The following is a 22,728-nucleotide window of genomic DNA, read 5'->3' on the forward strand; positions in this document are numbered from 1 at the left end:
CCTCGACGCCCGCACCGTCGAAGGTCCGGCGGCCCGTACCCGGAGGCGGACGCGTCCGGCGGTGGGCGGAGCACCGGAGGACCGGACCACGCGGGGCTGGAACACCGGGCGCCGGGTGGCGAGAATGGCGACATGGCCCCCTCTCCGACCCCGCCTCGCGACCGGATCCCGTGCTGCGACCGGGCACCGTGCCTGGACCACCGGGGCGAAGGCGGTGGGGACCCCGTGGCGACGGTACGCGCGACCACCGGCCGCCTCATCGCCCTCGACACCCGCATCGGCGCCCGCGACCTGGTCGCCTCCGCCGCGTCGGCCGCCACCGCCGCCCACCACCTGGCGCGCCGCTCGCACGCCGGCGACCGGGAGCTGCTCTCCGCGGCGGCCGAGGCCCACCAGGTCGCCGGATGGATCGCCTACGACGCCGAACACCAGCGACTCTCCCGCCGGATGAGCCTGGAGGCGCTGAGGCTGGCGAACGCCGCGGGTGACCGCTCCATGGAACACTTCGCCCTCACCCAGATCGCCATGCAGGACGTCCACCTCCACCGACCGGCCGAGGCCTCCCACCTCTGCGACACCGCCCTGACCGAGACCCGGGGCAGCGTGCGCACCCTCTTCACCCTGAGGGCCGCCCGTGCCACCGCCCAGCGGGGCGAACGCGCCCGCGCCCTGGGCCTGATCCACCTGACCTACAGCCGTCACCGAGAGGGCCCGCGCGACGACGACCCGCCCTGGGCCTGGTGGCTGAACGAGGCGGAGATCGCCTGGCACCACGCCATGATCCACGTCGACACCGGCGACCGTGCCGGGGCCGTCGAACGCTTCATCGCCTCCACCCACCGACCGGGCTACGTCCGGGCCGTGTTCGTCGCCCATGCCGCTCTGCTGTGGGCACTGGCCCGCGCCCACGCCTGGGATGAGGCCGAGACCGTACTGCTGCGCGACGTGCTTCCGCGCCTGGGAGAGGTGTCCTCGGTGCGTGTCGAGCGGATGCTCGTCGAAGCGGCCCGCCTGCTCGACACCGCCGGGCGGCGACCGAGCCTGCGCGACGCGGCCCACGGACTCATCGTCGCCCTGGGAGCCCTGCGTTCCTCCTGCCACGCGGCGGTGCCGGGGACGTCGAGCACGGTGGACGTTCTCACCGGTGCCGGGTGAACGCGGGGAAGGGGACGGGGGACATCCACGCGACCGATCGGCGTGCTTCGAGAACCGGACTCGGCGACGGGCGGCGGGCGACGCGACCGCCGTGGGGGTTCCGTCGCCCCTCGTGTTCGGATGACCTCCCGGGCGGCGCAGCGACTCCTCTATGCCCCTCAGCCGATCTGCTGGGCCAAGGCGACGATGATGCCCTCGGGGCCGCGCACGTAACAGAGCCGGTGGCTGTCCTCGTACCGCGCCAGCTCGCCGACGAGTTCGGCGCCGTGGGCACGCAGACGGGCGAGGACGTCCTCGATGTCCTCGACGGCGAACATGATGCGGCGTATGCCCAGCGTGTTCGCCGGTGCGTTCTCCGGTTCGCCGCGGATCACCTCCGGGGCGTGGAACCTCGTCAGCTCGATCCGGCCATGGCCGTCCGGGGTGCGCATCATCGCGATGTCGACCCGGACCCCGTCGAGGCCCACGACACGGTCCACCCAACGTCCCTCGACCGGCATCTCGCCCTCCAGCTCCATGCCGAGTTCGACGAAGAACGCGATGGCGGCGGCGAGGTCGTCGACGACGACGCCGACGTGGTCCATTCTCTGAATCGTCATATCCCGGAGCTTAGGGATCGGGTACGTCATCGGCCCTCGGAGCCGACCGGTGCCCGGTGGGGTGTCGTGCTCTTTTCGCGGACGGGGACGGTCCCCTCGGTGAAGCGACCGGGTTCGGGTCGTTCCGCTGTCCTGGGGGATTCCCGGTGGGAGAGACCTCGCCCGGGCGGTGACGGTCGCCTTGTGATCTGTCTGTTCCAGGAGCAAGAATCCTGGAATCCGGAATCTGTGCTTCCGTGCTCGACCGGCAGCGGGACCGCGTCCGGGGAATCGGTCGAATCCGCCCCCCAAGCGCGCTCGGGGCGGGCAGGATGGCGTCCATGGGCGCCGGTCCGCGATGCCGCCGTCCCGTCGTTCCCGCCGCTCACCCGAAGGACATCCGTGACCCTCCCGACCCCGTCGCTCCTCGACCTGGACACCTACTGGGTGCGCGCAGCCCACTACCTGGGAGTCCGTCCGGACACGATGACACCGCACCCGGGATCGGGCGGACACGTCCGAAGCGGACCGGTCACCACGGGCGAGGGTGTTCCCGCCTGGTTGCGGATCTGGCTCGCGCCCCAAGCGGAAGGCGGGGTCTGGGAGGGGCCCTCGCTCGCCGCCCATCTCTTCGACGAGAGGGTCCCCCGCCCCATCCTCTTCGTGGAGGCCGCCTGGACGGGCGACGACGCGACCCCGGTGGCCCGGGAGTGGGCGGTGCAGATCCACCTGTACGAGCGCCTGCCCTCGCCGCCGCTGTCGCCGACCCCGGTCCTGACGGATCCCATCGACCCGCCGCGGGAGTGGTGGGACGAACTCACCGAGGCCACCGCCGCCCTGCGCGACCTTCCGCCCCACCCCGAGCGGTGGATCATCACCCAGGACGGTATCGATCGCGCACCCCGAGTCCTCCCCGAGTTGGAGGGCGAGGACCTGACCGTGGAGCGATGGGAGACCGCCCACGGTGACCTGCACTGGGCCAACCTCACCGCGCCCTCACTGCGCATCATCGACTGGGAGGGCTGGGGCACGGCACCCGCGGGTTACGACGCGGCGGTGCTGCACACCTACGCGCTGCCCGTCCCGGAGGTCGCGCGGCGGGTGCGCGAGGAGTTCGCCGAATCGCTGGACGGTCGCGATGGGCGCCTGGCGCAGATCGTGGTCGCCGCCGAGGTCATCCATTCGGCCGCCCACGACGATCTCCACGCGGCCTTGGAGCCCTTCGTTCGTGACTGGTTGAAGCGGCTGCTCTGATCCCGGTTCGGTCCCCGGTCACGTCCTGCCGGGGCCGACCTCGACTGATCCCGAAGCGTGCGGACGCCGGTTCTTCGGGGCGGAGGAAAGGTTCGGGTTTCCTCCCCGAAGGACTCGGTGTCCGGAGGAGGGTCGTTTCATCCGGAAACGGCGGTTCTCCACTACCAATGCCCCTCGGGGACGCCGTTCGGGACGGCCGCGCGTTCGGCGTGCGCGCGCGGCAGGTTCTCACGCAGTTCCTCGTCCAGGTCATCGATGTCCTCGGCGTCCACCAGCGAGAACGTCACACCGCCCAAGTAGGACTCGAAGAGGTTCTCCAAGAGCGACCGGTACAGACATGCGGCGTACCAACCGTCTCCACCGGCGGCCGAAGCATGGCTCTCCGCCTGCATGAGAGAGGAACCCGGTTCCCCGGACCGGACTGCGTTGAGATTGTCTCAATGGATTTACGGGTGTCAATTATTCCAGAAGTGGCCTGTGGACGAGTGGTTGATCATGGTCGTCGAATCGGGAAGCAAGCTCCCAGGTTGTTCTTTGTGCGAGAAGGTCGAAAAAGAAACGCACCTTTTCTGGGGAGTCCATCCAACGTGCCTGATCAACATCTATTACGGTTGGGTAGTCTTCGCTCGAATCTGCTTCGACTCCGATGGTGAGATTCTTTATGTTCTTGCTTGCGATCTCAAAGGAGAATTGGAAGTCCCCTTCGACCACCTCTCGTTCGGAGGTCGGTTCGGGGAAGCTTCGAATCGTATCCACGGTCTCTTCCAGGTTGGCTGAAACCCAAATAAAATCTAATCTTGACATGAGCTTCCCCTAAGGCCAAACGATTACATATTCATCGCCGATGATGATCAGTTCCTCTTCAGGATTCCACTCGGCGGATTTTATTTTTAATCCAATTCGGTACATTGTCGGGGCTTCGGGGGAATTTTCTCATCTCCAGTTCGTAGTCCTCCGGGGAAGAGGGAATCGGGTGCACGCCGGGCTCTTCGTCGTAGTTGAATTCTGCTTTGAACTTACCGGGTCTGATGATATGGATGCTCATGGACAGCCATGTCCCCACGTCTTCTCGGTACATCTCTTTTTTGAGTGTTTTCGCATTTTTTATCACAGAATGAGGGTGGCGCTTCCTTTCTTTTTCGCCGTTTTCGAAGGTCACTATTCTTTCGCTCGCGGCGACTCCTCCTATATATTCGAACCTGTAGTCCATCTCCTTCCATTCTTCTGGCCCGGACTCTATGAGTTCGAGTGACATGCGGTTAAGGATTTCGTGCTGCCGAACCGGATCCATGTTTTCCCCCTTGGATTCCTGGATTTTCTTCTAGTTATTTCTTGATTCCCGTGGCGGGTGGTTGTCGTATACAAGAGTCTCTTGCTCTTGTTCGTTAAGGGACCAGTCTACCAAAATTTCGCTTGGGGGTGCACCTAGGTGATCCATTTTTTCTGGCCTGTTCCTGTCGTATTTTTCTCCTGCCGAAGATGGGGGGTATTTTTCTCGGAATTCATTTCTGTTGTGCTCTGTCAATGTGTCATCGTAGACGATTTTCATGCTGAATGTGATTGAAGGATCCGGTCCAGCCAGATCCAGCCAATCCCTGGCCAGCGCGTCCTTGTTGCCGGGTTCACTCTCTACGTACCCGGTGCGGTAGGCCCTGAGTAGCGTTTTCTTTTCTTTGGTGAGCAAGCCGTGCCAGAGATATTCAAGACGGGCCCAGTTGCTGTGGTAACTGTTGCTGTTGCCGGTGTGGTTGAGGGACCTGAGCATAGGTACGATATTGATGCGTTCTCCCGGGCCACCAAACATGTTTCCCGCTACAAAATGTCCTCCTTGCCAGGTGGATTTTTCGTAGGCGTACTCTTCTTCGCTTTCATTGTATTCTTCGAAATAGTTCTTTCCCTCGTGACCGATGGGTGTCTGTTCGCTATTCCTTGACGTTTTTCCTGATTCTAGTTCGCCCTCCACGGATATGGTCCGTGATTTTTCATCTGTTTCATAGACAAATTTTGCCCCTGAGGTCGGGTGGTCAATATAATACTTCGCTTTTGGGCGGGGGTAAACGAGTTCAGGATTTCCTTTGGTGTCCTGGCCTGGTTGTGTCTCGACGTGTGATATTTTTCCAGTGGAATCAGTGATAAAAACTCCACGATCCTCAACCTCGTAAAGAGTATTGGGTTCTAGCTTTTTTTCCTTTCCTTCGCCATCTGTTCCAAAGCGCTGTTCGTTGCCCGGGAAAAGGGGGCTGTCCTTGCCAATGCTCTTTGTGTGATCGTGGTGCGGTCTATTTACGGATCCACTGTATGGATCTTGGTTTGGGCTCTCGGATCCTGGGGTTTCCCCGTTCCCGTGTCCTCCGTCGCCTCCATTTGTATCGCCAGGCGAAGGGTTTCTTGGAGTGTCCCCTGAGTCGGGAATGATGCTGCTATAGCCGTCGTCGTCAAGATTTTCGTGATCGAGTGCTTTGGTGGAGGAACTTCTAGTGGCCCCTCCCTTTTTTTCGTTTGTTTCGATGTCGGGGGCCGTGCCGCTGTCGCCCGATGGGTCTCCTGATAAGTAGGGTGACTCGGAACGTGTATTGATCTGCGGTGCATCGATGGTGTCGTCGCGCGATCGGCCGCCTCGGGGCGCGGCGGCCTCGGGGGTTCGTGGTGCGTCCGAGGTCTCGCCGCGAGGGCGATCGGGGGCGGGGGTACCGCCTTGACCCTGCGGGGTGTCGGTGTTCGGATTCCGGGGAGCGGGAGCACCGTCGCCCCCGGAGGAGGGCCGGTCCGGCTGCGGATCGGGAGTGTCGCGGTACCGGTTCGGGTCCAGGAGCGACTCCCGGAGGATGTCGAGGTCGTGGCCGAAGCGTTCACCGGTCGTCGGCGTCCGTGCGTCGCCGTCGCGGGGCCACGGGCTGCTCTCCCCCGACAGGGGGCGTCCACCGGTGGGAGAGGAACGGTCCTCGTCTCCGAGATCGGATCGGTCCGACCCGTCGCCGTCGACATCCCCGCCCGGCCCCAGGGTCAGGCCGGTCTTCAACGCCTTGAGCGGCAACCCCACCGTCAACAACACCAGGTTGATGCCGCTCGTGGCACCCGTGTACTCGGGGTCCTCGTCCTTCTGCGACCAGGCGGTGTTCCCCTCCCACCCCTCGGCGAGGACGTCCCCCATGTTGTCGGTCCACCGTCCCCAGGAGGCTCCTCCGCCCTCCGAGGAGAACAGCCACCCCTGGTCGTCATGGACGCCGACCAGGGTGCCCGCGCCCACGACCGTGTCCCAGCCGCTCTTCTTGAGGTTGTCCCAGCGGCCGGCCGGGTCCAGTCTCCAGCCGTTGTCGGGGTGCCACGCCCCGGACAACGAGACCAGGCCCACGGCCGATCCCCACAGCACATCGGTGACGATGATGTCCCAGGCCGCCTGACCGGTGCTGTTGTCGAACGTCACCTCGGCGGGGGAGACCCAGTACTCGGCGTCGAACCAGGCGGCCATGTCGTTGGCCGATTCGGTGAACAGGGTCGTGAAGCCCGTGTCCCGCTCACCCGCGTCCGTGGGCAGCCCGTAGACGATCACGTCGTCCCCCCGCGCCTGGTCGGGGGAGACGTAGGCCGCCCCGCCGTACACAGCGGAGATCTTGCTCGCGCACGCGTTCTCGGCCTCGTTGAACGCGGCCCACGCCGTGTTGACCTCGTCCTTCAGGCGGATGTTCTCCAGGAAGGCGGCTTCGTCGGTCTTGTCGTCCTTGGTGAGCCACCAGACCGCCTTGTCCTGGTTCCTGTTGTGGAAACCCTGGGCCTGGATCTTGAGGGTGTTGAGCTTCCGTCGGGCCGTGGTGGCCGCCTCGGCGAGGTCCTCCAAGGCCTCGGCGACGGTGACCAGGTCGCTCTCGACGTCCTCGCCCCGTGTCACCACCGGGTCCATCTTCGAGAAGAGGTCCTCGCTCTCCGGTGCGCTGTAGTGGGCCTGCAACCCGCTCCACGTGGAACGCATGTCCTCCGCGTCCCCGGCGATGTCCTCCCCTCCCGAGCGCAGCGTCTCGGCCGCGTAATTGAGGGACCAGACGTCGGTCAGGGGGTAGGGGATCGTGTCGGGGTCGATGAGCGTGAACAGGTTCGGGTCCACGCCGCTCTGCGGCTCGGTCGGCTCGAACCCTCCGGAGGCGGGCATCAGTACGCCTCCGCGTTGGCCGGAGCGCCGTCGCCGCCGCCCCCGAGGTCGAGGTTCTCACCGGTCCCGGCCTGGTTCTGGGCTTCGAGCGCCATCTCCTCCTGGCCTTCGTTGTAGGCGAGGGTGGCGTCGTTGGCGCCCTTGAGGCAGGACATGCTCCGGATGAACATGGCGTCGGTCTCGCTCGCGAAGTGGGTGAGGAAGCCGCTCAGGGCGTGCTCCACGGGCGGGCTCTTGACGTTCTTCAGAGCCATGTCGATCCCGTCGGAGGTGGAGTCGATGGTGGAGGAGAACCCGCCTCCCTCCAGGCCGAGCCGGTCACCGAGGGCGGTCAGGGTCAGAGAGACGCCGTGGACGTCGATCTTCCACTCGCTCATCGGCGGTCCCTCCGGTCCGAGGCGCCGAACCGGTGGGCGTGGAACTCCGGGCCCGGGTCACTCGGAGCCGTGGTGGGGGCCGGGACGCCCTCCTTCGCGCCGTGCTCGGAGACGTGGGCCTTGAGCAGGGACAACGAGTTCTGCACGTCCCTGATCGCGGGTGCCATCCGCTTCCTGACGGGCCGCCCCGAAAGCGCTTCGGAAGGCGGTGGCGGGGTCGGGTGGCCCGGACGTGTCCCCGTGGTCGGAACGCTGTTCTCGGGGAGGGGGAGAGCGGAGGCGACGCCCCGCTCCGAGGGCTCTACCAGTTCGAACTTCACTCGCTTCGCACCTGTTCGGTCGGATCGACGTGGCGCCCGGATCATGGGGGTTTCAGAGGCATTATGCTGACGCGCCATCACAGTCGGGGTTCCGTTCCACACGGAATCCCGACGCTCCGTCGTCACCCTGAACGCGCTCATCAGCGCGAAGGGTCACGGCCTGAAGATCACGAACGGTGGATCGTGACATGCGTCACCCACCATGGATCTGTGGAGAAGTGACGCGTGTGCTTCCTGAGCCATGTCCTCTGTCGCGGTGGCCGGGCCTCGGCACACGGCCGGCGGGAAGACCCTTCACCCCTCACTCCTCGCCCCTCATGCGCGGGCGACGGAGGACAGATAGGCCAGCTGCTTCTCCACGAGCCCCAGGGTCCGCAGCGGCGACTCCACGTCGCCCAACGCCGGGTACCAGGCCGCGCCCTTCCCGTCGGGCCCGAGGAGGGTCCCCTTGATCGGACCCGCCTGGGCGCGACGGCGTCCGATCCGCTCCAGGCGTTCCGTACCGATGGCCACACCGAGCGGGATCGCGGGCCCCGACCACACCGGCGCGTACAGGGTGTCCTCGGCCCCCGGGAGGCGGCGGACGCGCAGACCCTCCAGGCCCCCGTCCTCGGCCAGCGCCTCCACCAGGGTGGGAAGCACGTCGAACGGAACCGAACCCGCCTCCTCGAACCCGATCACCAGGGAGATCCGTTCCACGACCTTCCTCTCCCGCCAGGAGACCCGGATCTGACCGGAGAAGGTCCGCCCGATGCCGTGGGGCCCGGTGAAATGGAGGATGACCGGCTTGGGAGCGCGTCTTCGCGCGAACGCGAGCAGCCGCTCCCGGTCCCACCGCCGCAGCGCCGGCTCGTGGGGACCCCACCCGGCGGGGGCGGACCGGGCCAGGTGGTCGGCCACGATCTCGGCCGCGCGGCCCAGGCGCGGAGACGACGGATCCCCGTGGACCACGGAGAGGTCGGCCGCGATCTGCGTGCCCGTGATGGACGAGGGGTTCTCCACGAACCCGGGCACCGGCTCGGCTCCGGGTTCCCGGGCCGCCCAGTTCGGGCCGACCGGTTCCCTCTCCGCGAAGAACCCGTACTCGTCGTCCCAGCGCACCGGCAGCCCGGTGAGGCCGTCGTAGTGCTCGCCGGAACCGCCGCGCACCACCCATCGGCCCAGCGGGCCGGCCAGGAAGGTGCGCGTCCCGTAGGTCAGCCGCGACGTCGGCGGGGTGAGCACCTGGAGCATCTTCCGACCGGAGTGGGTGGCCACCGCGTCGGAGAGCCAGGAGGAGAACGGCACCACGGGGCGATCCTGGGCGACCAGCAGCGCCTTGGTCGCGACCCGTTCGACGGCCGGGTGCTCGGGCTCGTCCCACAGGCCGAAGTCGGCCGTGCCCGAGGTCCACACGGAACCCCCGAGCCGCAGTGCGAGCCCGTCCGCGAACCGGTGCGCCACCTCCCGTCCCGTCGCGTCGGGCCGGGACCGGACCTCCACCCACCAGCAGGGATCCGGGAGGCCCGCGGAGATGTCGGAACCGAGGAGGCGGTCGATCTCGTCCCGGTGCTCCACCCGTTGTCCGGGCTCCAGGGTGGCGAGGAGGTGGTCGTCCCCGTCCCGGATCTGGAGGACGTCGGTCTCCCCGTGCCGGTGGAGGAACAGTTCCGGGTCGAGGTGTTCCAGGGCTCGGACGAGTGCCTGCTCATCGGGCTCACCGGCCACCAGGGCCACGACGTCGTAGCTCAACGACTCTCCTCACCGGGGGACGTGGAACACGGCTCCACCGACAGAGGCCGAACCGGGTCACCGTGCGCGGACGAGCATAGCCAGAACGTCACTGAATGTGTGGTTCGTCCCCCGGTTTCTCGCCTTTCTCCTGAACCGGGAAGGTTCGGGCGGCCGATCACCACAGGGGTCGTAGACCTCGCCACCGGCGCATCTCCCCGAAGAGACCGACCTCGTGGGGGCCGCCCTTCGGGGGGCGGTCCTCGGCCGCGCCGTCGGCTCGCACCCGGCAACGCGGGCCCGCCCGCCCGACCGGGCCGTCGCGGCGGACGTCCGCCACCGTCGGGGGCGTCGCCGGGCTCGGGTCGCGTGCGGCGCCGGTTCCGGCGGACGGTGGGGCGTCGTCCGGTGCGGCCGCGGGCCGGAGCGAGGTCGCGCCCCATGCCCCCACCCGGTCCGCGCGGGGCCGGTAACGTCGTGGGCGTGATCGAGGAGCTGTGGGCGGCCGGGGAGATGCCGTTCCGCGACGGGCTGTATCGGCCGGACGACACCGCCCTGGAGGTGGACGTGCCCGGACCCGGTGCCTACCATCCCGACGCCGGGCGGCCGATCCCCTTCCGGCTCGGCGGACCGCTGGACGTGGCCCGGGCGATCGAGGAGGACGGCGTCAACGAGGTCGATCCCTGGTTCGAGAGCCCCCTGCCGGACGGTTCGGGGTGGCTCACCGGTGGCGGCGGCGGGATGGGCAACATCGGTCACCTCGCCCGCCTGGACACCGACCGTTCGCTGCGGTGGGTCCTGCCCCTGTTCCACTCGAACCCGTTCCTGGGCGTGCGCCACGAGGGAACGGTGGCCGTGTTCGTCAACGACTGGAACAACCTGCTGCGCCTGGACCTCGCCGTCATCGGCTGACCGCGCGCTCCGGGACCGGGTCAGCTCCGGTTCTCGGCGCTGCCCGCGAGGATGGGCTGGTCCACCAGCCGTGACAGCACCAGGGTGCTCTTGGTGCGCACCACGAACGGTTCCGCGCCGATGCGCTCGATGACCTCTTCGAGGTGGCGGGTGTCGCGCGCCCGCACCTGCACGATGGCGTCGGCCTCGCCGGTCACGGTGCAGGCCGACGTGATCTCCGGGTACGCCGACAGCCCCGTGCGGATCTCCCCCGGGGAGGTCCGCGCACGGCAGTACAGCTCGATGAACGCCTCCGTGGTCCAGCCCACCGCCTGGGGTTCGACCACCACGGTGAAACCGCGCACGGCGCCCGAGTCCACCAGCCGGTCCACGCGGCGTTTCACGGCGGACGGACTGAGGCCGACCTGGCCGCCGATCTCCGCGAAGCTCATGCGCGCGTCCGCGCCGAGGATCGAGATGATCCGCTCATCGACACGATCAAGACGCATTGTGCCCCTTTGTCCACTTCTGATGCAGGCGGTCACATGCTACCGGCGCATACCGGGGTGGGCGGCCGTGTCGCTTCCGTGCGTCACGTGGAGTGACATGGACAATACGATTGGTCATGAATCCTGGTTGAGGGAGTGGACACGTGCGAGCACCGACGCTGGCCGCCATATCCGTCGGAGCCCTTCTGGCCTCCCTGGTGGCGGCGGTCCCCGCGCAGGCGGAAGGGGCTCGCGAGACCACCCGCATCGACCAGAAGGCCCTGCGCTGGATGCCCTGCGAGGACCTCGAACCCCTGGGCGACGAGACCCTGGAGTGCGCGACCCTCACCGTCCCCATGTCCCGCAACGGCACCGACGGGGAGACCGTGCGGGTCGCCCTGTCCCGAGTGCCCGCCACCGGGACCGCAGAGCACACCCTGTTGGTCAACCCCGGCGGCCCCGGCAGCGCCGGACGACGGTGGGCCTCCTACACCCACCGGAGGATGTCGCCCGAACTGCGCGAGGTCTACGACGTCGTCTCCTTCGACCCGCGCGGCGTCGGCGCCTCCACCCCCTCGATCACCTGCGATCCCGCGTACTTCGACCCGCCCCGCCCCGACGGGGTGCCCGCCGACGCCGACGCCGAGGCCGTCCTGCGGGCCGACGCGGAGGCCTACGCCGCCGCCTGCGCCGAGAACACCGGCCCCCTGCTGGACCACGTGCGCACCGAGGACACCGCGCACGACATGGACGCCATCCGGATCGCCCTCGACCTGGAGGAGATCGACTACCTGGGCTACTCCTACGGCAGCTACCTCGGCACCGTCTACTCCGCCCTCTACCCCGACCGGGTCCGCGCCCTGGTCCTGGACAGCGTCGTCGGCCCCGACAACCCCTGGTACGAGAGCAACCTGAGGCAGAGCGCGGCCCTGGACCGGTCGGCGCGCGGCTTCTTCGAATGGGTCGCCCGCCACCACGCCTCCTACGGTCTGGGCGCCGACGCCGAAGAGGTCGAGGCCGCCTATTACGGGCTGCGCTCGGAGCTGGCCCGGGACCCCGTCGACGGCGTCGTCGGCCCCACCGAGCTGGAGAGCTCCGTCATCGTGGTCGCCTACAGCGGCGGCACCTGGCCCGCGGTCGCCGCCGCCCTGGCCGACCGGATCGTCGACGGCGACGCCACCGCCCTGAAGAGGCTGCACGCCGCGTACGGAGAGACCGCCGAGTCCGACAACGGCTACGGCGGCTACCTGGCCGTGCAGTGCACCGACTCCCGGTGGCCCAAGGACTGGGCCACCTGGCGCGCCGACACCGAGGAGGTCCACGACACGGCCCCCTTCATGGCCTGGCACAACACCTGGTACAACGCTCCCTGTGCCACCTGGGACGCCGAGGTCGAGGACTGGTTCCAGGTCGGCTACGGCCCCTACGAACACCCCGCCTACCGCGGCGACGCCCTGATCGTGCACGCCACCGGCGACGGCGCCACTCCCGTGGAGGGCTCCCACGCCCTGCGGAACCGGCTGCCCGGTTCGGCGCTGGTCATCGAGGAGGGCGGCCTCACCCACGGCGTCTCCCTCACCGGCAACGCCTGCGTCGACGAGATCGTCCGGGGATACCTCCTGGACGGGGAACTGCCCGAGCGCGTGCGGGGCGACGGTCCCGACGCCGTCTGCCGGGCCCGCCCCGAACCCGCCCCGCGCGCACCGCAGAGCGCGGCCGACCCGCTGCTCGACCGACTCGGGTCCGCCGCCCTGGAACGCCCCACCGGAGCCGGGACGCCGGAATGACGGTGGAATAGGCTGGAAGCGGCGCGAACGGATCGGCTTCCGCCGTCGCGAGGGCGACGACGGGCGGATGGGGGAGATGCGATGCTGCGGACCTCGCCGGTGAGGATTCTCGGTGAACGGGACAGGGAGGCCGTGCGCGCCATCCTGGACATGGATCCGGTGGGGAACGTGTTCGTCGCCTCCCGATTGATGACCGCCGGCCTCTCCGCCGGCAACGGGACCGAGGTGTGGGGCCACGTCGATCACGGTCGACTCACCGCGCTGTGCTACTCCGGTGCCAACCTGGTCCCGGTCAACGCCGGCCCGGCGGCCATCCGCAGTTTCGCCGACCACGCCCGCTGGCGGGGTCGGCGCTGCTCGTCCATCGTCGGTCCGGTCGACGCCGTCAGCGACTTCTGGCAGCAGGTCACCCCCGCCTGGGGGCCGGCCCGGGTGATCCGCGCCAGCCAGCCCGTCCTGGAGATCTCCGGGCGCCCCGCCGTTCCCGCCGACCCGCTGGTGCGCCGGGTCCGCGTCACCGAACTCGACATCCTCGTGCCCGCCTGCGTGGCCATGTTCACCGAGGAGGTCGGGGTCCCGCCGGACTCCGGCGACGGCGGCTCCCTGTACCGGGCCCGCGTCGAGGAACTGGTGCGCACCGGGCGGGCGTTCGCCCGCGTCGAGAACGGCCGGATCGTGTTCAAGGCCGAGGTCGGCGCGGTCACCCCCCAGGCCTGCCAGATCCAGGGCGTGTGGGTGCACCCGGACCTGCGCGGCCAGGGGCACGCGGCGGCCGGCATGGCCGCCGTCGTCGAGCACGCCCTGGCCGAGATCGCGCCCCGGGTCACCCTGTACGTCAACGACTTCAACACCCCCGCCCGGGCGACCTATCGCCGGGTCGGTTTCCGCCAGGTCGGAGAGGTCATGTCGGTGCTCTTCTGACCGCGCGGCCGATCACGCCCACCGCACGCAACGGGAGGACGACGACGGTGCACGGTGTCTACATCGCTTCCAGCGACGCCGACGGGGACAAGAGACCCGTCGCCCTGGGCCTGGCCGAACTGTTGGCGGGGACCGTCGACCCCATCGGTGTCTTCCGGCCCGTCGTCGGGGCCGGCGGTCCCGATCCGCTGGTGGAGACCATCCGCCGCAGGTTCAAGATCACCGCCCCCTACGAATCCTGCGTCGGAGTGGTCTACGACCGGGTCCACGACGACCCCGAACAGGCCATGGCCGAGATCGTCGCCGCCTACGGGGCCCTGTCCGCCGGCTGCGCGGCCGTCGTCGTCCTGGGCACCGACTACACCGACGTCGTCACCCCCACCGAGTTCGCGTTCAACGCCCGCATCGCCGCCAACCTGGGTACCCCCGTCATGCTCGCGCTCTCCGGACGGGGCCGCTCCGACGAACAGGTCCACGGCGCCGTCGCGGTCGCCCGTGCCGAGGTCGAACGCGAACACGCCGCCCTGCTCGGCACCGTCGTGGGCCGGGTCGAACCCGACCGCGTCGAACCACTGCGCGCCGCCGCGGCCGGCCGCTGGTCGGTGCTGCCCGACGTGCCCGGACTCACCGTGCCCACCGTCCGCGACCTCCAGGGCGCCTGCGGCGGACGCCTGCTGTTCGGTGAGGAAAAGCGCACCGGCCGGGAGGTCTCCGGCATCCTCGTCGCCGCCATGTCCCTGCCGCACATCCTGGACCGGATGAGCGACGACAGTGCCGTCATCCTCCCCGCCGACCGGGCCGGCGCGGTCCTGCCCGCCCTCATCGCCGCCCACCTGTCCCCGGACTTCCCGGCGATCGCCGGGGTGTTCCTCAGCGGTGACATCGACGACGACATGCCCGAACCCGTCTGGCGGCTGCTGGCCGGCATGCACGTGCGGGTCCCGGTCGTCGCCACCGGCCTGGACACCTTCACCGCCGCCACCCTGCTGGCCGACGTCCGGGGCGGGGGCGCGCCCCTGCCCGACCACAAGGTCGAGTCCGCGGTCGCCGCCTTCGACTCCGGTGTGGACGGCGACGCCCTCCTCGAACGCCTCCAGGTGACCCGCACCGACACCGTCACCCCGCTCATGTTCGAGTACATCCTGCTGGCCCGCGCCCGCGACGACCGGCGCCGCATCGTCCTGGCCGAGGGAACCGAGGAACGGGTGCTGCGCGCCGCCGACCTCGTCCTACGCCGCGACATCGCCGACCTGACCCTGCTGGGCGACCCCCGCGACATCCGCGCCCGCGCCGCCGACCTGGGCCTGGACGTGTCCGCCGCCGACCTCGTCGACCCCGACGACTCGCCGCTGGGGGAGGAGTTCGCCGCCGAGTACGCCCGGCTGCGCGCCCACAAGGGGGTCACCGTGCGGCTGGCCCGCGACACCGTGCGGGAGGTCTCCTACTTCGGCACGCTCATGGTCCACCTGGGATACGCCGACGGCATGGTCTCCGGCGCGGTCCACACCACCGCCCAGACCATCCGGCCCTCCTTCGAGATCCTGCGCACCTCGCTGGTCTCCAGCGTGTTCTTCATGTGCCTGGCCGACCGGGTGCTCGTCTACGGCGACTGCGCCGTGGTCCCCGACCCCACCGCCGAACAGCTCGCCGAGATCGCCGCCGCGTCCGCCGACACCGCCGCCCGCTTCGGCGTGGAACCCCGGGTCGCCATGCTGTCCTACTCCACCGGCGCCTCCGGCGGCGGCGTCGACGTCGACAAGGTCCGCACCGCCACCGACCTGGTCCGCGAACGCCGCCCGGATCTGCCGGTGGAGGGACCCATCCAGTACGACGCGGCCATCGACCCCGGGGTGGCCCGCACCAAGCTCCCCGACAGCCGGGTGGCCGGACGCGCCACCGTGTTCATCGTCCCCGACCTCAACACCGGCAACACCCTGTACAAGGGCGTCCAGCGCAGCGCCGGGGCGGTCGCCGTGGGACCCGTCCTCCAGGGACTGCGCCGCCCGGTCAACGACCTGTCCCGGGGGGCGACCGTGCGGGACATCGTCAGCACCATCGCCATCACCGCCGTCCAGGCCCGGTCCGGGGACTGACACCGGCCCCGGCCGGGCGGGCTCACCCCAACGGTCGAGGTTTCGCACACATCGGCGTCAGATGAGTGCTTCCGGCGTGTCGCCGGTATCCGGTCCCGGCTAGCCTGAGGGCGGTCCGAGGCGCCGTCGGCGCTGTCCGTCTCCGAGCCGAGAGAGCGCCGATGACCCTCCGCAATCCGACCGGTGGCGCCCGCGTGTCCCTGGCCTTCCTCCTGGCTGCGTTGGCCGTGCTGGGGCCGCTCAACATCGACATGTACCTGCCGGCCTTCCCCGACATCGCCGCCGATCTGGACACCGGGGCCTCGCAGGTGCAGCTCAGCCTCACCGCGTGCCTCGTGGGTCTGGCCATCGGCCAGTTCATCGTCGGACCCGTCAGCGACGCGCGCGGTCGGCGGGGGCCGCTGCTCGTCTCCCTGGCCCTGTTCGTGCTGGCGTCACTGATGTGCGCGCTGGCCCCCGACATCGCGGTCCTGATCGCGGGCCGCTTCCTCCAGGGGCTCACCGCCTCCGCCGGGGTCGTGCTCTCCCGCGCCGTGGTGCGCGACGTGTTCGACGGCCACGAACTCACCCGCTTCTTCGCGCTGCTCATGGTGATCAACGCGGTCGCCCCGCTGGTGGCCCCGGTCGTGGGCGGAGCCCTGCTGTGGCCCTCCTCCGCCGGCTGGGAGATCGTCTTCCTGGCCCTGGCCCTGCTGGGCGTCGTCATCATCGCGATCACCGCGCTGCGCCTGCCCGAGACCCTGCCCCGCGAACGGCGCACCCCCGGCACGATCGGCGGCACCCTGCGCAGCATCGGGGAACTGCTGCGCGACCGGGTCTTCCTCGGATACGCGCTGGTCGCCGGGCTGCTGCACGGCGGCAGTTTCGCCTACGTCGCCGGGACCCCGTTCGTCTACCAGGACCTGCACGGGGTGTCCCCGCAGGTGTTCGGGGTGCTGTTCGGGATCAACGGGATCGCCATCATCGCCGGGAGCTGGGCCGTGGGCCGCTTCTCCCCCCGGTTCGGCGAACGCCGCCTCCTCGTGATCGCCGTGGTCGGCGCGGTCGCCGCCACCGGGGTCCTGCTCGCCGCGACCCTGCTCCAGGGGCCGCTGGTCGCCCTCGTCGTGCCGATCTTCGCCTACATGACGTGCATGGGCATGATCCTCACCGGGTCGTTCGCCCTGGCCATGGAGGGCCAGGAACGCCGGGCGGGCAGCGCGAGCGCCCTGCTGGGCGCCCTGTCCCCGCTGTGCGGGGCGGTGGTCGCGCCCCTGGTGGGGCTGGACGAGACCACGGCGGTGCCGATGGGCGCGCTGCTGTTCGGAACGTCCGTCGCCGGGCTGATCGTGCTGGTCACCATGACGTCCCGGGCCTCCCGCGTCCCCGTCGGCGAGGGCTGAGCCGGGTCGGTGGACGGGGACCGCCCACCGACCCGGCGCTCAGTCCGCGGCCGCGCCCTCCGGGGCGAAGTCCGGGGTGTCCGCGAGCAGCGCCCGCGTGTACTCGTGCGACGGCTCCGACATGACCCGGCCCACCGGCCCGTACTCCACGATGCGCCCTCGTTCGAGCACCGCCACACGCTGGGCGATGTTGGACACCAGAGCGATGTTGTGCGTCACGAACAGCAGTGCCATCCCCTCGTCCTGCAACCCGCGCAGCAGGGCGACGATCTCGGCCTGCACCGACACGTCCAACGCGGAGGTGATCTCGTCGCACACCAGCAGGTCCGGCCCGGTGGCCACCGCGCGGGCGATGCACACCCGCTGACGTTCGCCGCCGCTGAGCTGCTCGGGGAACCGGTCGGCGTACGAGGCCGGCAGCGCCGCCCGCTCCAACGCCTCGGCGACCACCCGGTCGGGGTCGTCGGGCCGCCCCACCAGATGCCGGTAGGGGCCCAGGACCAGGTCGCGCACCCGTTTGCGCGGGTTGAGCGCCTCGTACGGGTTCTGGAACACGTACTGGACGCGTCGGCGCTGCTCCACCGTCCGGCGCCGGCCGTTCAAGGCCAACGGCGCCCCGTCGAACCACAGGTCCCCGACGGCGCCCCGGTGCAGCCCGGCCACGGTGCGCGACAGGGTGGTCTTGCCCGACCCGGACTCGCCCACCAGGGCCGTGCACTCACCGCGCGCCACCGTCAGGTCGATGCCCTCCAGCACCGGCGTGCGCCCGTACCCGGCCGACACCCCCTCGATCCGCAGCAGGTCCCCGTCGCGTTCGCGATCGGGCACGTCGGTGCGCATGCGCGGCACCGCCGCCAGGAGGGTCCGCGTGTAGTCGTGCCGCGGGGAGGCCAGCACCTCGCCGGTCGGACCGTGCTCCACCACTTCGCCCCGGTACATCACCGCGATCGCGTCGGCCAGCTCCGCGACCACCGCCATGTCGTGGCTGATGTAGATCCCGGCGGTCCCGTACTCGCGGGTCATCCGCCGCACGGTGGCCAGTACGTGGGCCTGCGTCGTCACGTCCAGCCCGGTGGTGGGCTCGTCCATGACGATCACGTCCGGCCGTCCCACGAACGCCATCGCGATCGCGACCCGCTGCTGCTGGCCGCCCGAGAGCTGATGCGGGTACCGGCCGAGGAAGGCGTCGTCGTCGGGCAGCGCCACCTCCCGCAGCACCTCGCGCACCCGAGCGTCGACCTCGGCGGCCGACAGCGCGTCGTCGTGCAGGGCCTCGCACAACTGGACGCGCAGCCGCAGCGCCGGGTTCAGGGCCGATGCCGGCGACTGGGGGATGTAGGCCACCGCGCGTCCGCGCAGCGCACGCACCCCCCGCTCGTCCAGCGCCGCCAGGTCCCGACCGGCCACCTCCACCACGCCCCCGGTGATCTCGGTGGCCCTCTTGCGGTGCGCCAGCAGCGCCAGGCCGACCGTGGTCTTGCCCGACCCGGACTCGCCCACCAGGCCCAGGATCTCGCCGCGCCGCACGTTCAGCGACACGTCGCCGACGATGGTCACGTCCGAGGGGCGGCCGATCACGGTCAGCCCCTCCACCGACAGCACGGTCTCCGTGGTCTCCGTCATCTCCCGACCCCCCGGTCGATACCGATCGCCGCCCGGGACAGCCCGTCGGTGATGAGGTTGGCGCCGATGGTCAGGATCGCGATCGCGGCGACGGGCATCACCACCGCCCAGGGTTGCACGATCATGCCCTGACGGTTCTCGTTGATCATCAGTCCCCAGTCGGCGGTGGGCGGCTGCAACCCCATGCCGAGGAAGCCCAGCACCGCGACCACGCCGATCGAGTAGGTCAATCGCAGACCCAACTCCACCAGCAGCGGGCCGGTCACGTTCGGCAGGATCTCCACCGCCATGATCCGCCACCGGGGCAGACCGATGGCCTCGGCCGCCTTCACGTAGTCCTGCTCGACCACCGCGCGGGTGGCCTCGCGGATCACCCGTGCCACCCGGGGCGTGTGCGACACCGCGATGACCGCCACGATCAGCCACGTCCTGGGACCGATGATGGACATCACCAGCAGTGCGGCGATGAGCTGGGGGAAGGCCAACAGCATGTCGTTGACGCGCATGAGGACCTCGTCGACCCAACCGCGCAGGTAGCCCGCGATCACGCCCACGACCGTCCCCGCCAGCACCCCCAGCCCGGCCGAGGCGCCCGCCAGGATCAGCAGCGTCCACCCGCCCCACAGGAACCGGGTGAGCACGTCCCGCCCCCGGTTGTCCCCGCCGAACACGGTGCCGTCCACCCCGGTCTCGAAGGGGCGGGCCACGAACTCCGTCGGCGTGTAGGGGGCCACGAACGGGCCCACCACGGCGATCAGGACGATCAGCCCGGTCAGCGCCACGCCGACCCTGGTCCGACCGTGCCGCCAGGCGGCGCGGAACAGTCCGCCGCCCCGGCGGCCGCGGGCCGCTCCGGCCGCGAGGTCCTTCGTCGGGGGAGCGCTCATCGGGCCACCCTCACCTTCGGGTTGGCGGCCAGTCCGAGCACGTCGGCGGCCAGGTTGACGAGGATGTACACCCCGGCGATGAGCAGGACCACCGCCTGCACCAGCGGCACGTCCCGGTTCTCGATGGCGTCCATGAGGACCTTGCCGATGCCGGGGAAGTTGAACAGGAACTCGACGGCCACCACGCCGCCCGCCAGCCACGCCAGTTGCAGGGCCACCACCTGGGCGACCGGGCCGATGGCGTTGGGCAGGGCGTGGCGCGTCAGCACCGTCCGTTCGTCCAGCCCCTTGAGCCGGGCCTGCTGCACGTACTCGCTCTCCAGGACCTCGATCATGGTGGCCCGCATCATCCGCACGATCGGCGGGGCCACCGCGAAGGCCAGGGTCAGCACCGGCAGGACCCACTGCTCGGGACCCCCGTTGCGCGAGTACACCGACGGGAACACGTCGAGCCCGCCGGGGCCCAGCGCCAGGATCAGCAGGATGCCCACGACGAACTCGGGGATGGCGGCCGTGACGAGCGTGCCCAGGGAGGTGGTGTGGTCGAAGGCGCGGTCCCGGCGCAGCGCGCTGAAGGCGCCCACGGCCAGCGCGATCGGGGTGGCCACCAGCGCGGCCAGCCCCATGAGCGTCAACGACGCCCCGATCGGTCCGTTCAGCACCTCGGTGACCGGGGACCGGTTGGAGTAGGAGGTGCCCAGGTCGCCCTGGACGACCCCGTGAAGCCACTGCGCGTACTGCACCGTCACCGGCGCGTTCAGGTTCAGTTGGTCGCGCAGCGCCGCCACCCGCTCGGGGGTGGCGTCCCGGCCCAGGATCATCAACGCCGCGTCGCCGGGCAGTGCCTGCGTGGCGGCGAACACCACGACGGACACCGCCCACAGGGTCAGCAGACCGAAGAACAGCCGGATCGCGACGAGCCGGAGCATCATGCGATCACCCTTCCGGCCGGAGCGGGGGCGCCCGCGGGGTTCCCGTTCCCCGGGCGCCGAGAAGCGGGCCGAAGCGAGGCGGAGTACCGAGGGGACACGGTCACGCGTCCTTCCAGAGGGTGTGGAAGGCGTACGAGCCCAGCGGGTGCCCGGAGACGGCGGGCTCCAACCCGTGGACGGACACGTGGTGGGCGTCGAGCAGGTTGACGAACCCCCAGACGATGTAGCCGCCCTCCTCGTACTCGATCTCCTGGGCCTCGCGGATGAGCTCGTTGCGCGCGTCGAGGTCGGCGGTGCGGCGGGCCTCCTCCAGGTGGCCGAGCCACTCCTCGTGCTCGCCCCACATGGTCTCGTTGTAGGGGGCGCCCACGACCGACCCCTGGGCGGTCTGGGTGATGTAGTTGCGCGCGCTCCAGAAGTCCTGGCCGAACGGGTAGGGGAAGCCCTCCTCCTCGTTCCAGTACTCGCCGGGGTTGACCCGCCGCAGGTTCACGGTGACCCCGGCCTCGCGCGCCTGCTCCTGGAAGACCTCGGCGGCGGCGACCACACCGGCGCTGATGTCGGAGGTGACCAGCTCCACCTCCAGGCCGTCCCCGTGGCCGGCGTCGGCCAGCAGCCGCTTCGCCTCGGCGATGTCCTGCTCGCGCTGGGGCAGGTCCTCGGGATAGGAGGGGTCCATCCGCGCGTACATGTCGTTGCCGACCTGCCCGTACCCGGACAGGGCCTGGTCGATCATCTCCTGGCGGTCCACGATGAGGCGGAAGGCCTGACGCACCCGCACGTCGTCGAAGGGCGCGGTGTCCACCCGCATGGTGAAGGGCAGCCACATCCCGGTCTCGGACTCCATCACGCCCAGGTCCGGGTCGGCCTCGATGATCGGCACCTGCGCGTGCGGCACCTGGCTGATGAGGTCGACACTGCCGCTGTTGAGGGCGTTGACGCGGGCGTCGTCGGACGGGAAGTCGACGATCTCCAGCTCGTCGACGTAGGGCAGGCCCTCTTCGTGGTAGCCCTCGTGCCGCTCGAACACGCTGTACTCCCCGGCCACGAACTCCGCGACCTTGAAGGGCCCGCACCCGATGGGCTCCCGCGGGTCGTACCCCTCGGGGACCACGCAGTTGTAGTACTCGGCGAGCGCCTCGGGCAGGGTGACGGCGGGTTCGACACAGGGGATCGTCACGGTCCGCTCGTCCGTGGCGGTCAACCCGTCGGCGTCCACCCCGGCGAGGTCCCCGGCACCGCGCTGCGGGTTCTCCGGGTCCAGGATGCGTCGCAGGGAGAAGACCACGGAGTCGGCGGTCACGGGGGAACCGTCGTGGAAGGTCAGCCCCTCCTTGAGGACGACGGTCCACTCGGTGCCGTCCTCGTTGGACTCCAGGGACTCGGCCAGGTGGTTCTCGATGGTGCCGTCCTTGGCGTAGCGGACCAGGGAGGCGTACAGGGCGAAGTTGCGGGCGATGTCGACGTTGTCGGTGGGGTCGTGCGCGTCCAGGGTGTCGTTGACGCCCCCGCCCGCGACGCCGACGCTCAGCCGCCCGCCCTGACGGGGCTCTCCGCCGCCACCGCCCCCGTTCCCGTCGGAGCCGCCGCAGGCGGCCAGGACCGGGGCGACGGCCGCGCCGGCCGCCGAGAACTTGAGGAGGGTACGGCGACTGGGGGCGGGGGTGTGGTCGGGCTGGGATGGCACGGGGGCACCTCGTGGGGTTCGGGGATCGTTCGGAGCCGACCCTCCGGGGGGCGCGGGGGGACCGGGGGAGGGGCGGAACCGGTATCGCCAGATCCTTGTCGTCCCGGCTCGGGGCCGTCAAACAAGGCGCCCGGGGGTCGTTCTCGCGGAGAATGACGGATCGACGGGGGCGCGCGCGAAGTGGGAGAACGCCTTGTGCCAGGGGTTTCCCGGGGATCCGGCGCGGCGCTCCGTGGCGGGGGAGACCCGGCGGGGCGACCCCGACGGCCCTTCCCCGGGCCTGGGGGTCGTGTCCGTATCGATGTCGCTCGGAAGTGAAAACGTGGTGTTTAAATTAATTATTTTCCGTTTTAGTGGTCTTGTTGCTTTGATGGTTGATTCGTTGGATTTCTTGGATGGGGGTAGGTGACATGGCGCACGCCTTTGCAGGCATTGCCAACGTGTTGCATGTCACATGGCCCTCCCTGGGGTCCGGACTGTTTCCTTTGTCTCCATCGGG

At 69.7% G+C, this 22,728-nt stretch carries 20 protein-coding genes; 8 read left to right on the plus strand and 12 right to left on the minus strand.

The window, feature by feature from the left end:
* The first annotated feature begins 132 nt into the window (after positions 1-132).
* The gene (locus PWG71_RS07500; RefSeq protein ID WP_274808826.1) at positions 133-1,155 is read left to right on the plus strand and encodes a DNA-binding protein; all 1,023 of its coding nucleotides are present in this window, start codon (positions 133-135) and stop codon (positions 1,153-1,155) included.
* A 158-nt stretch (positions 1,156-1,313) separates the two neighbouring features.
* On the opposite strand, the gene PWG71_RS07505 is transcribed toward PWG71_RS07500, so the two are convergent.
* On the minus strand, positions 1,314-1,739 hold the full coding sequence (locus PWG71_RS07505) for a VOC family protein (RefSeq protein ID WP_274809087.1): 426 nt from the start codon (positions 1,737-1,739) through the stop codon (positions 1,314-1,316).
* Between the two features lie 396 nt (positions 1,740-2,135).
* Here PWG71_RS07505 and PWG71_RS07510 point away from each other — a divergent pair, with 396 nt between their 5' ends.
* Positions 2,136-2,987 (plus strand): phosphotransferase, encoded by an 852-nt coding sequence (locus tag PWG71_RS07510; protein ID WP_274808827.1) that lies wholly within the window; start codon positions 2,136-2,138, stop codon positions 2,985-2,987.
* 161 nt (positions 2,988-3,148) lie between these two features.
* On the opposite strand, the gene PWG71_RS07515 is transcribed toward PWG71_RS07510, so the two are convergent.
* On the minus strand, positions 3,149-3,307 hold the full coding sequence (locus PWG71_RS07515) for a hypothetical protein (RefSeq protein ID WP_274808828.1): 159 nt from the start codon (positions 3,305-3,307) through the stop codon (positions 3,149-3,151).
* Between the two features lie 157 nt (positions 3,308-3,464).
* Here PWG71_RS07515 and PWG71_RS07520 point away from each other — a divergent pair, with 157 nt between their 5' ends.
* Positions 3,465-3,764 (plus strand): hypothetical protein, encoded by a 300-nt coding sequence (locus PWG71_RS07520; protein WP_274808829.1) that lies wholly within the window; start codon positions 3,465-3,467, stop codon positions 3,762-3,764.
* 85 nt (positions 3,765-3,849) lie between these two features.
* On the opposite strand, the gene PWG71_RS07525 is transcribed toward PWG71_RS07520, so the two are convergent.
* The 5 genes from PWG71_RS07525 to PWG71_RS07545 form a co-directional block, all read right to left on the minus strand.
* Complete coding sequence (locus PWG71_RS07525; RefSeq protein WP_274808830.1) at positions 3,850-4,242, minus strand: immunity protein YezG family protein; 393 nt, start codon at positions 4,240-4,242, stop codon at positions 3,850-3,852.
* A 66-nt stretch (positions 4,243-4,308) separates the two neighbouring features.
* A complete protein-coding gene (locus tag PWG71_RS07530) occupies positions 4,309-7,131 on the minus strand; it encodes a DNA/RNA non-specific endonuclease (protein WP_274808831.1) in 2,823 nt (940 codons plus the stop codon).
* Entirely contained in the window at positions 7,131-7,508 is a 378-nt protein-coding gene (locus PWG71_RS07535; protein WP_274808832.1) for a DUF6507 family protein, read from the minus strand. Before PWG71_RS07535 ends, PWG71_RS07530 begins: the two co-directional genes overlap by 1 nt.
* Positions 7,505-7,675: a hypothetical protein gene (locus PWG71_RS07540; RefSeq protein ID WP_274808833.1), complete on the minus strand. Its 171-nt coding sequence runs from the start codon at positions 7,673-7,675 to the stop codon at positions 7,505-7,507. Before PWG71_RS07540 ends, PWG71_RS07535 begins: the two co-directional genes overlap by 4 nt.
* Positions 7,676-8,143: 468 nt before the next feature.
* Complete coding sequence (locus tag PWG71_RS07545; protein ID WP_274808834.1) at positions 8,144-9,559, minus strand: DUF6177 family protein; 1,416 nt, start codon at positions 9,557-9,559, stop codon at positions 8,144-8,146.
* Positions 9,560-10,021: 462 nt separating this feature from the next.
* Here PWG71_RS07545 and PWG71_RS07550 point away from each other — a divergent pair, with 462 nt between their 5' ends.
* Positions 10,022-10,450 (plus strand): hypothetical protein, encoded by a 429-nt coding sequence (locus tag PWG71_RS07550; protein ID WP_274808835.1) that lies wholly within the window; start codon positions 10,022-10,024, stop codon positions 10,448-10,450.
* Positions 10,451-10,470: 20 nt separating this feature from the next.
* Here PWG71_RS07550 and PWG71_RS07555 read toward each other — a convergent pair whose 3' ends face one another.
* A complete protein-coding gene (locus tag PWG71_RS07555; RefSeq protein WP_274808836.1) occupies positions 10,471-10,938 on the minus strand; it encodes an Lrp/AsnC family transcriptional regulator in 468 nt (155 codons plus the stop codon).
* A gap of 143 nt (positions 10,939-11,081) precedes the next feature.
* Here PWG71_RS07555 and PWG71_RS07560 point away from each other — a divergent pair, with 143 nt between their 5' ends.
* From PWG71_RS07560 to PWG71_RS07575, 4 genes are all read left to right on the plus strand, one after another.
* Positions 11,082-12,704, plus strand: a complete 1,623-nt coding sequence (locus PWG71_RS07560; RefSeq protein ID WP_274808837.1) for an alpha/beta fold hydrolase — start codon at positions 11,082-11,084, stop codon at positions 12,702-12,704.
* A gap of 81 nt (positions 12,705-12,785) precedes the next feature.
* Positions 12,786-13,625, plus strand: coding sequence for a GNAT family N-acetyltransferase (locus PWG71_RS07565; RefSeq protein WP_274808838.1), 840 nt, complete (start codon positions 12,786-12,788; stop codon positions 13,623-13,625).
* A 47-nt stretch (positions 13,626-13,672) separates the two neighbouring features.
* The gene (gene pta, locus PWG71_RS07570; protein WP_274808839.1) at positions 13,673-15,718 is read left to right on the plus strand and encodes a phosphate acetyltransferase; all 2,046 of its coding nucleotides are present in this window, start codon (positions 13,673-13,675) and stop codon (positions 15,716-15,718) included.
* Between the two features lie 161 nt (positions 15,719-15,879).
* Positions 15,880-17,100: a multidrug effflux MFS transporter gene (locus PWG71_RS07575; protein ID WP_274808840.1), complete on the plus strand. Its 1,221-nt coding sequence runs from the start codon at positions 15,880-15,882 to the stop codon at positions 17,098-17,100.
* A 39-nt stretch (positions 17,101-17,139) separates the two neighbouring features.
* On the opposite strand, the gene PWG71_RS07580 is transcribed toward PWG71_RS07575, so the two are convergent.
* The 4 genes from PWG71_RS07580 to PWG71_RS07595 form a co-directional block, all read right to left on the minus strand.
* Complete coding sequence (locus PWG71_RS07580) at positions 17,140-18,723, minus strand: ABC transporter ATP-binding protein (protein ID WP_274808841.1); 1,584 nt, start codon at positions 18,721-18,723, stop codon at positions 17,140-17,142.
* On the minus strand, positions 18,720-19,610 hold the full coding sequence (locus tag PWG71_RS07585) for an ABC transporter permease (protein ID WP_274808842.1): 891 nt from the start codon (positions 19,608-19,610) through the stop codon (positions 18,720-18,722). The genes PWG71_RS07580 and PWG71_RS07585 overlap by 4 nt, the downstream gene beginning before the upstream one ends.
* Positions 19,607-20,539: an ABC transporter permease gene (locus tag PWG71_RS07590; RefSeq protein WP_274809088.1), complete on the minus strand. Its 933-nt coding sequence runs from the start codon at positions 20,537-20,539 to the stop codon at positions 19,607-19,609. Before PWG71_RS07590 ends, PWG71_RS07585 begins: the two co-directional genes overlap by 4 nt.
* A gap of 103 nt (positions 20,540-20,642) precedes the next feature.
* Positions 20,643-22,229, minus strand: a complete 1,587-nt coding sequence (locus PWG71_RS07595; RefSeq protein ID WP_274808843.1) for an ABC transporter substrate-binding protein — start codon at positions 22,227-22,229, stop codon at positions 20,643-20,645.
* Positions 22,230-22,728 lie beyond the last annotated feature (499 nt).

The sequence above is a fragment of the Nocardiopsis sp. N85 genome, from assembly GCF_028882275.1.
In the GTDB taxonomy this organism is placed as follows: domain Bacteria; phylum Actinomycetota; class Actinomycetes; order Streptosporangiales; family Streptosporangiaceae; genus Nocardiopsis; species Nocardiopsis lambiniae.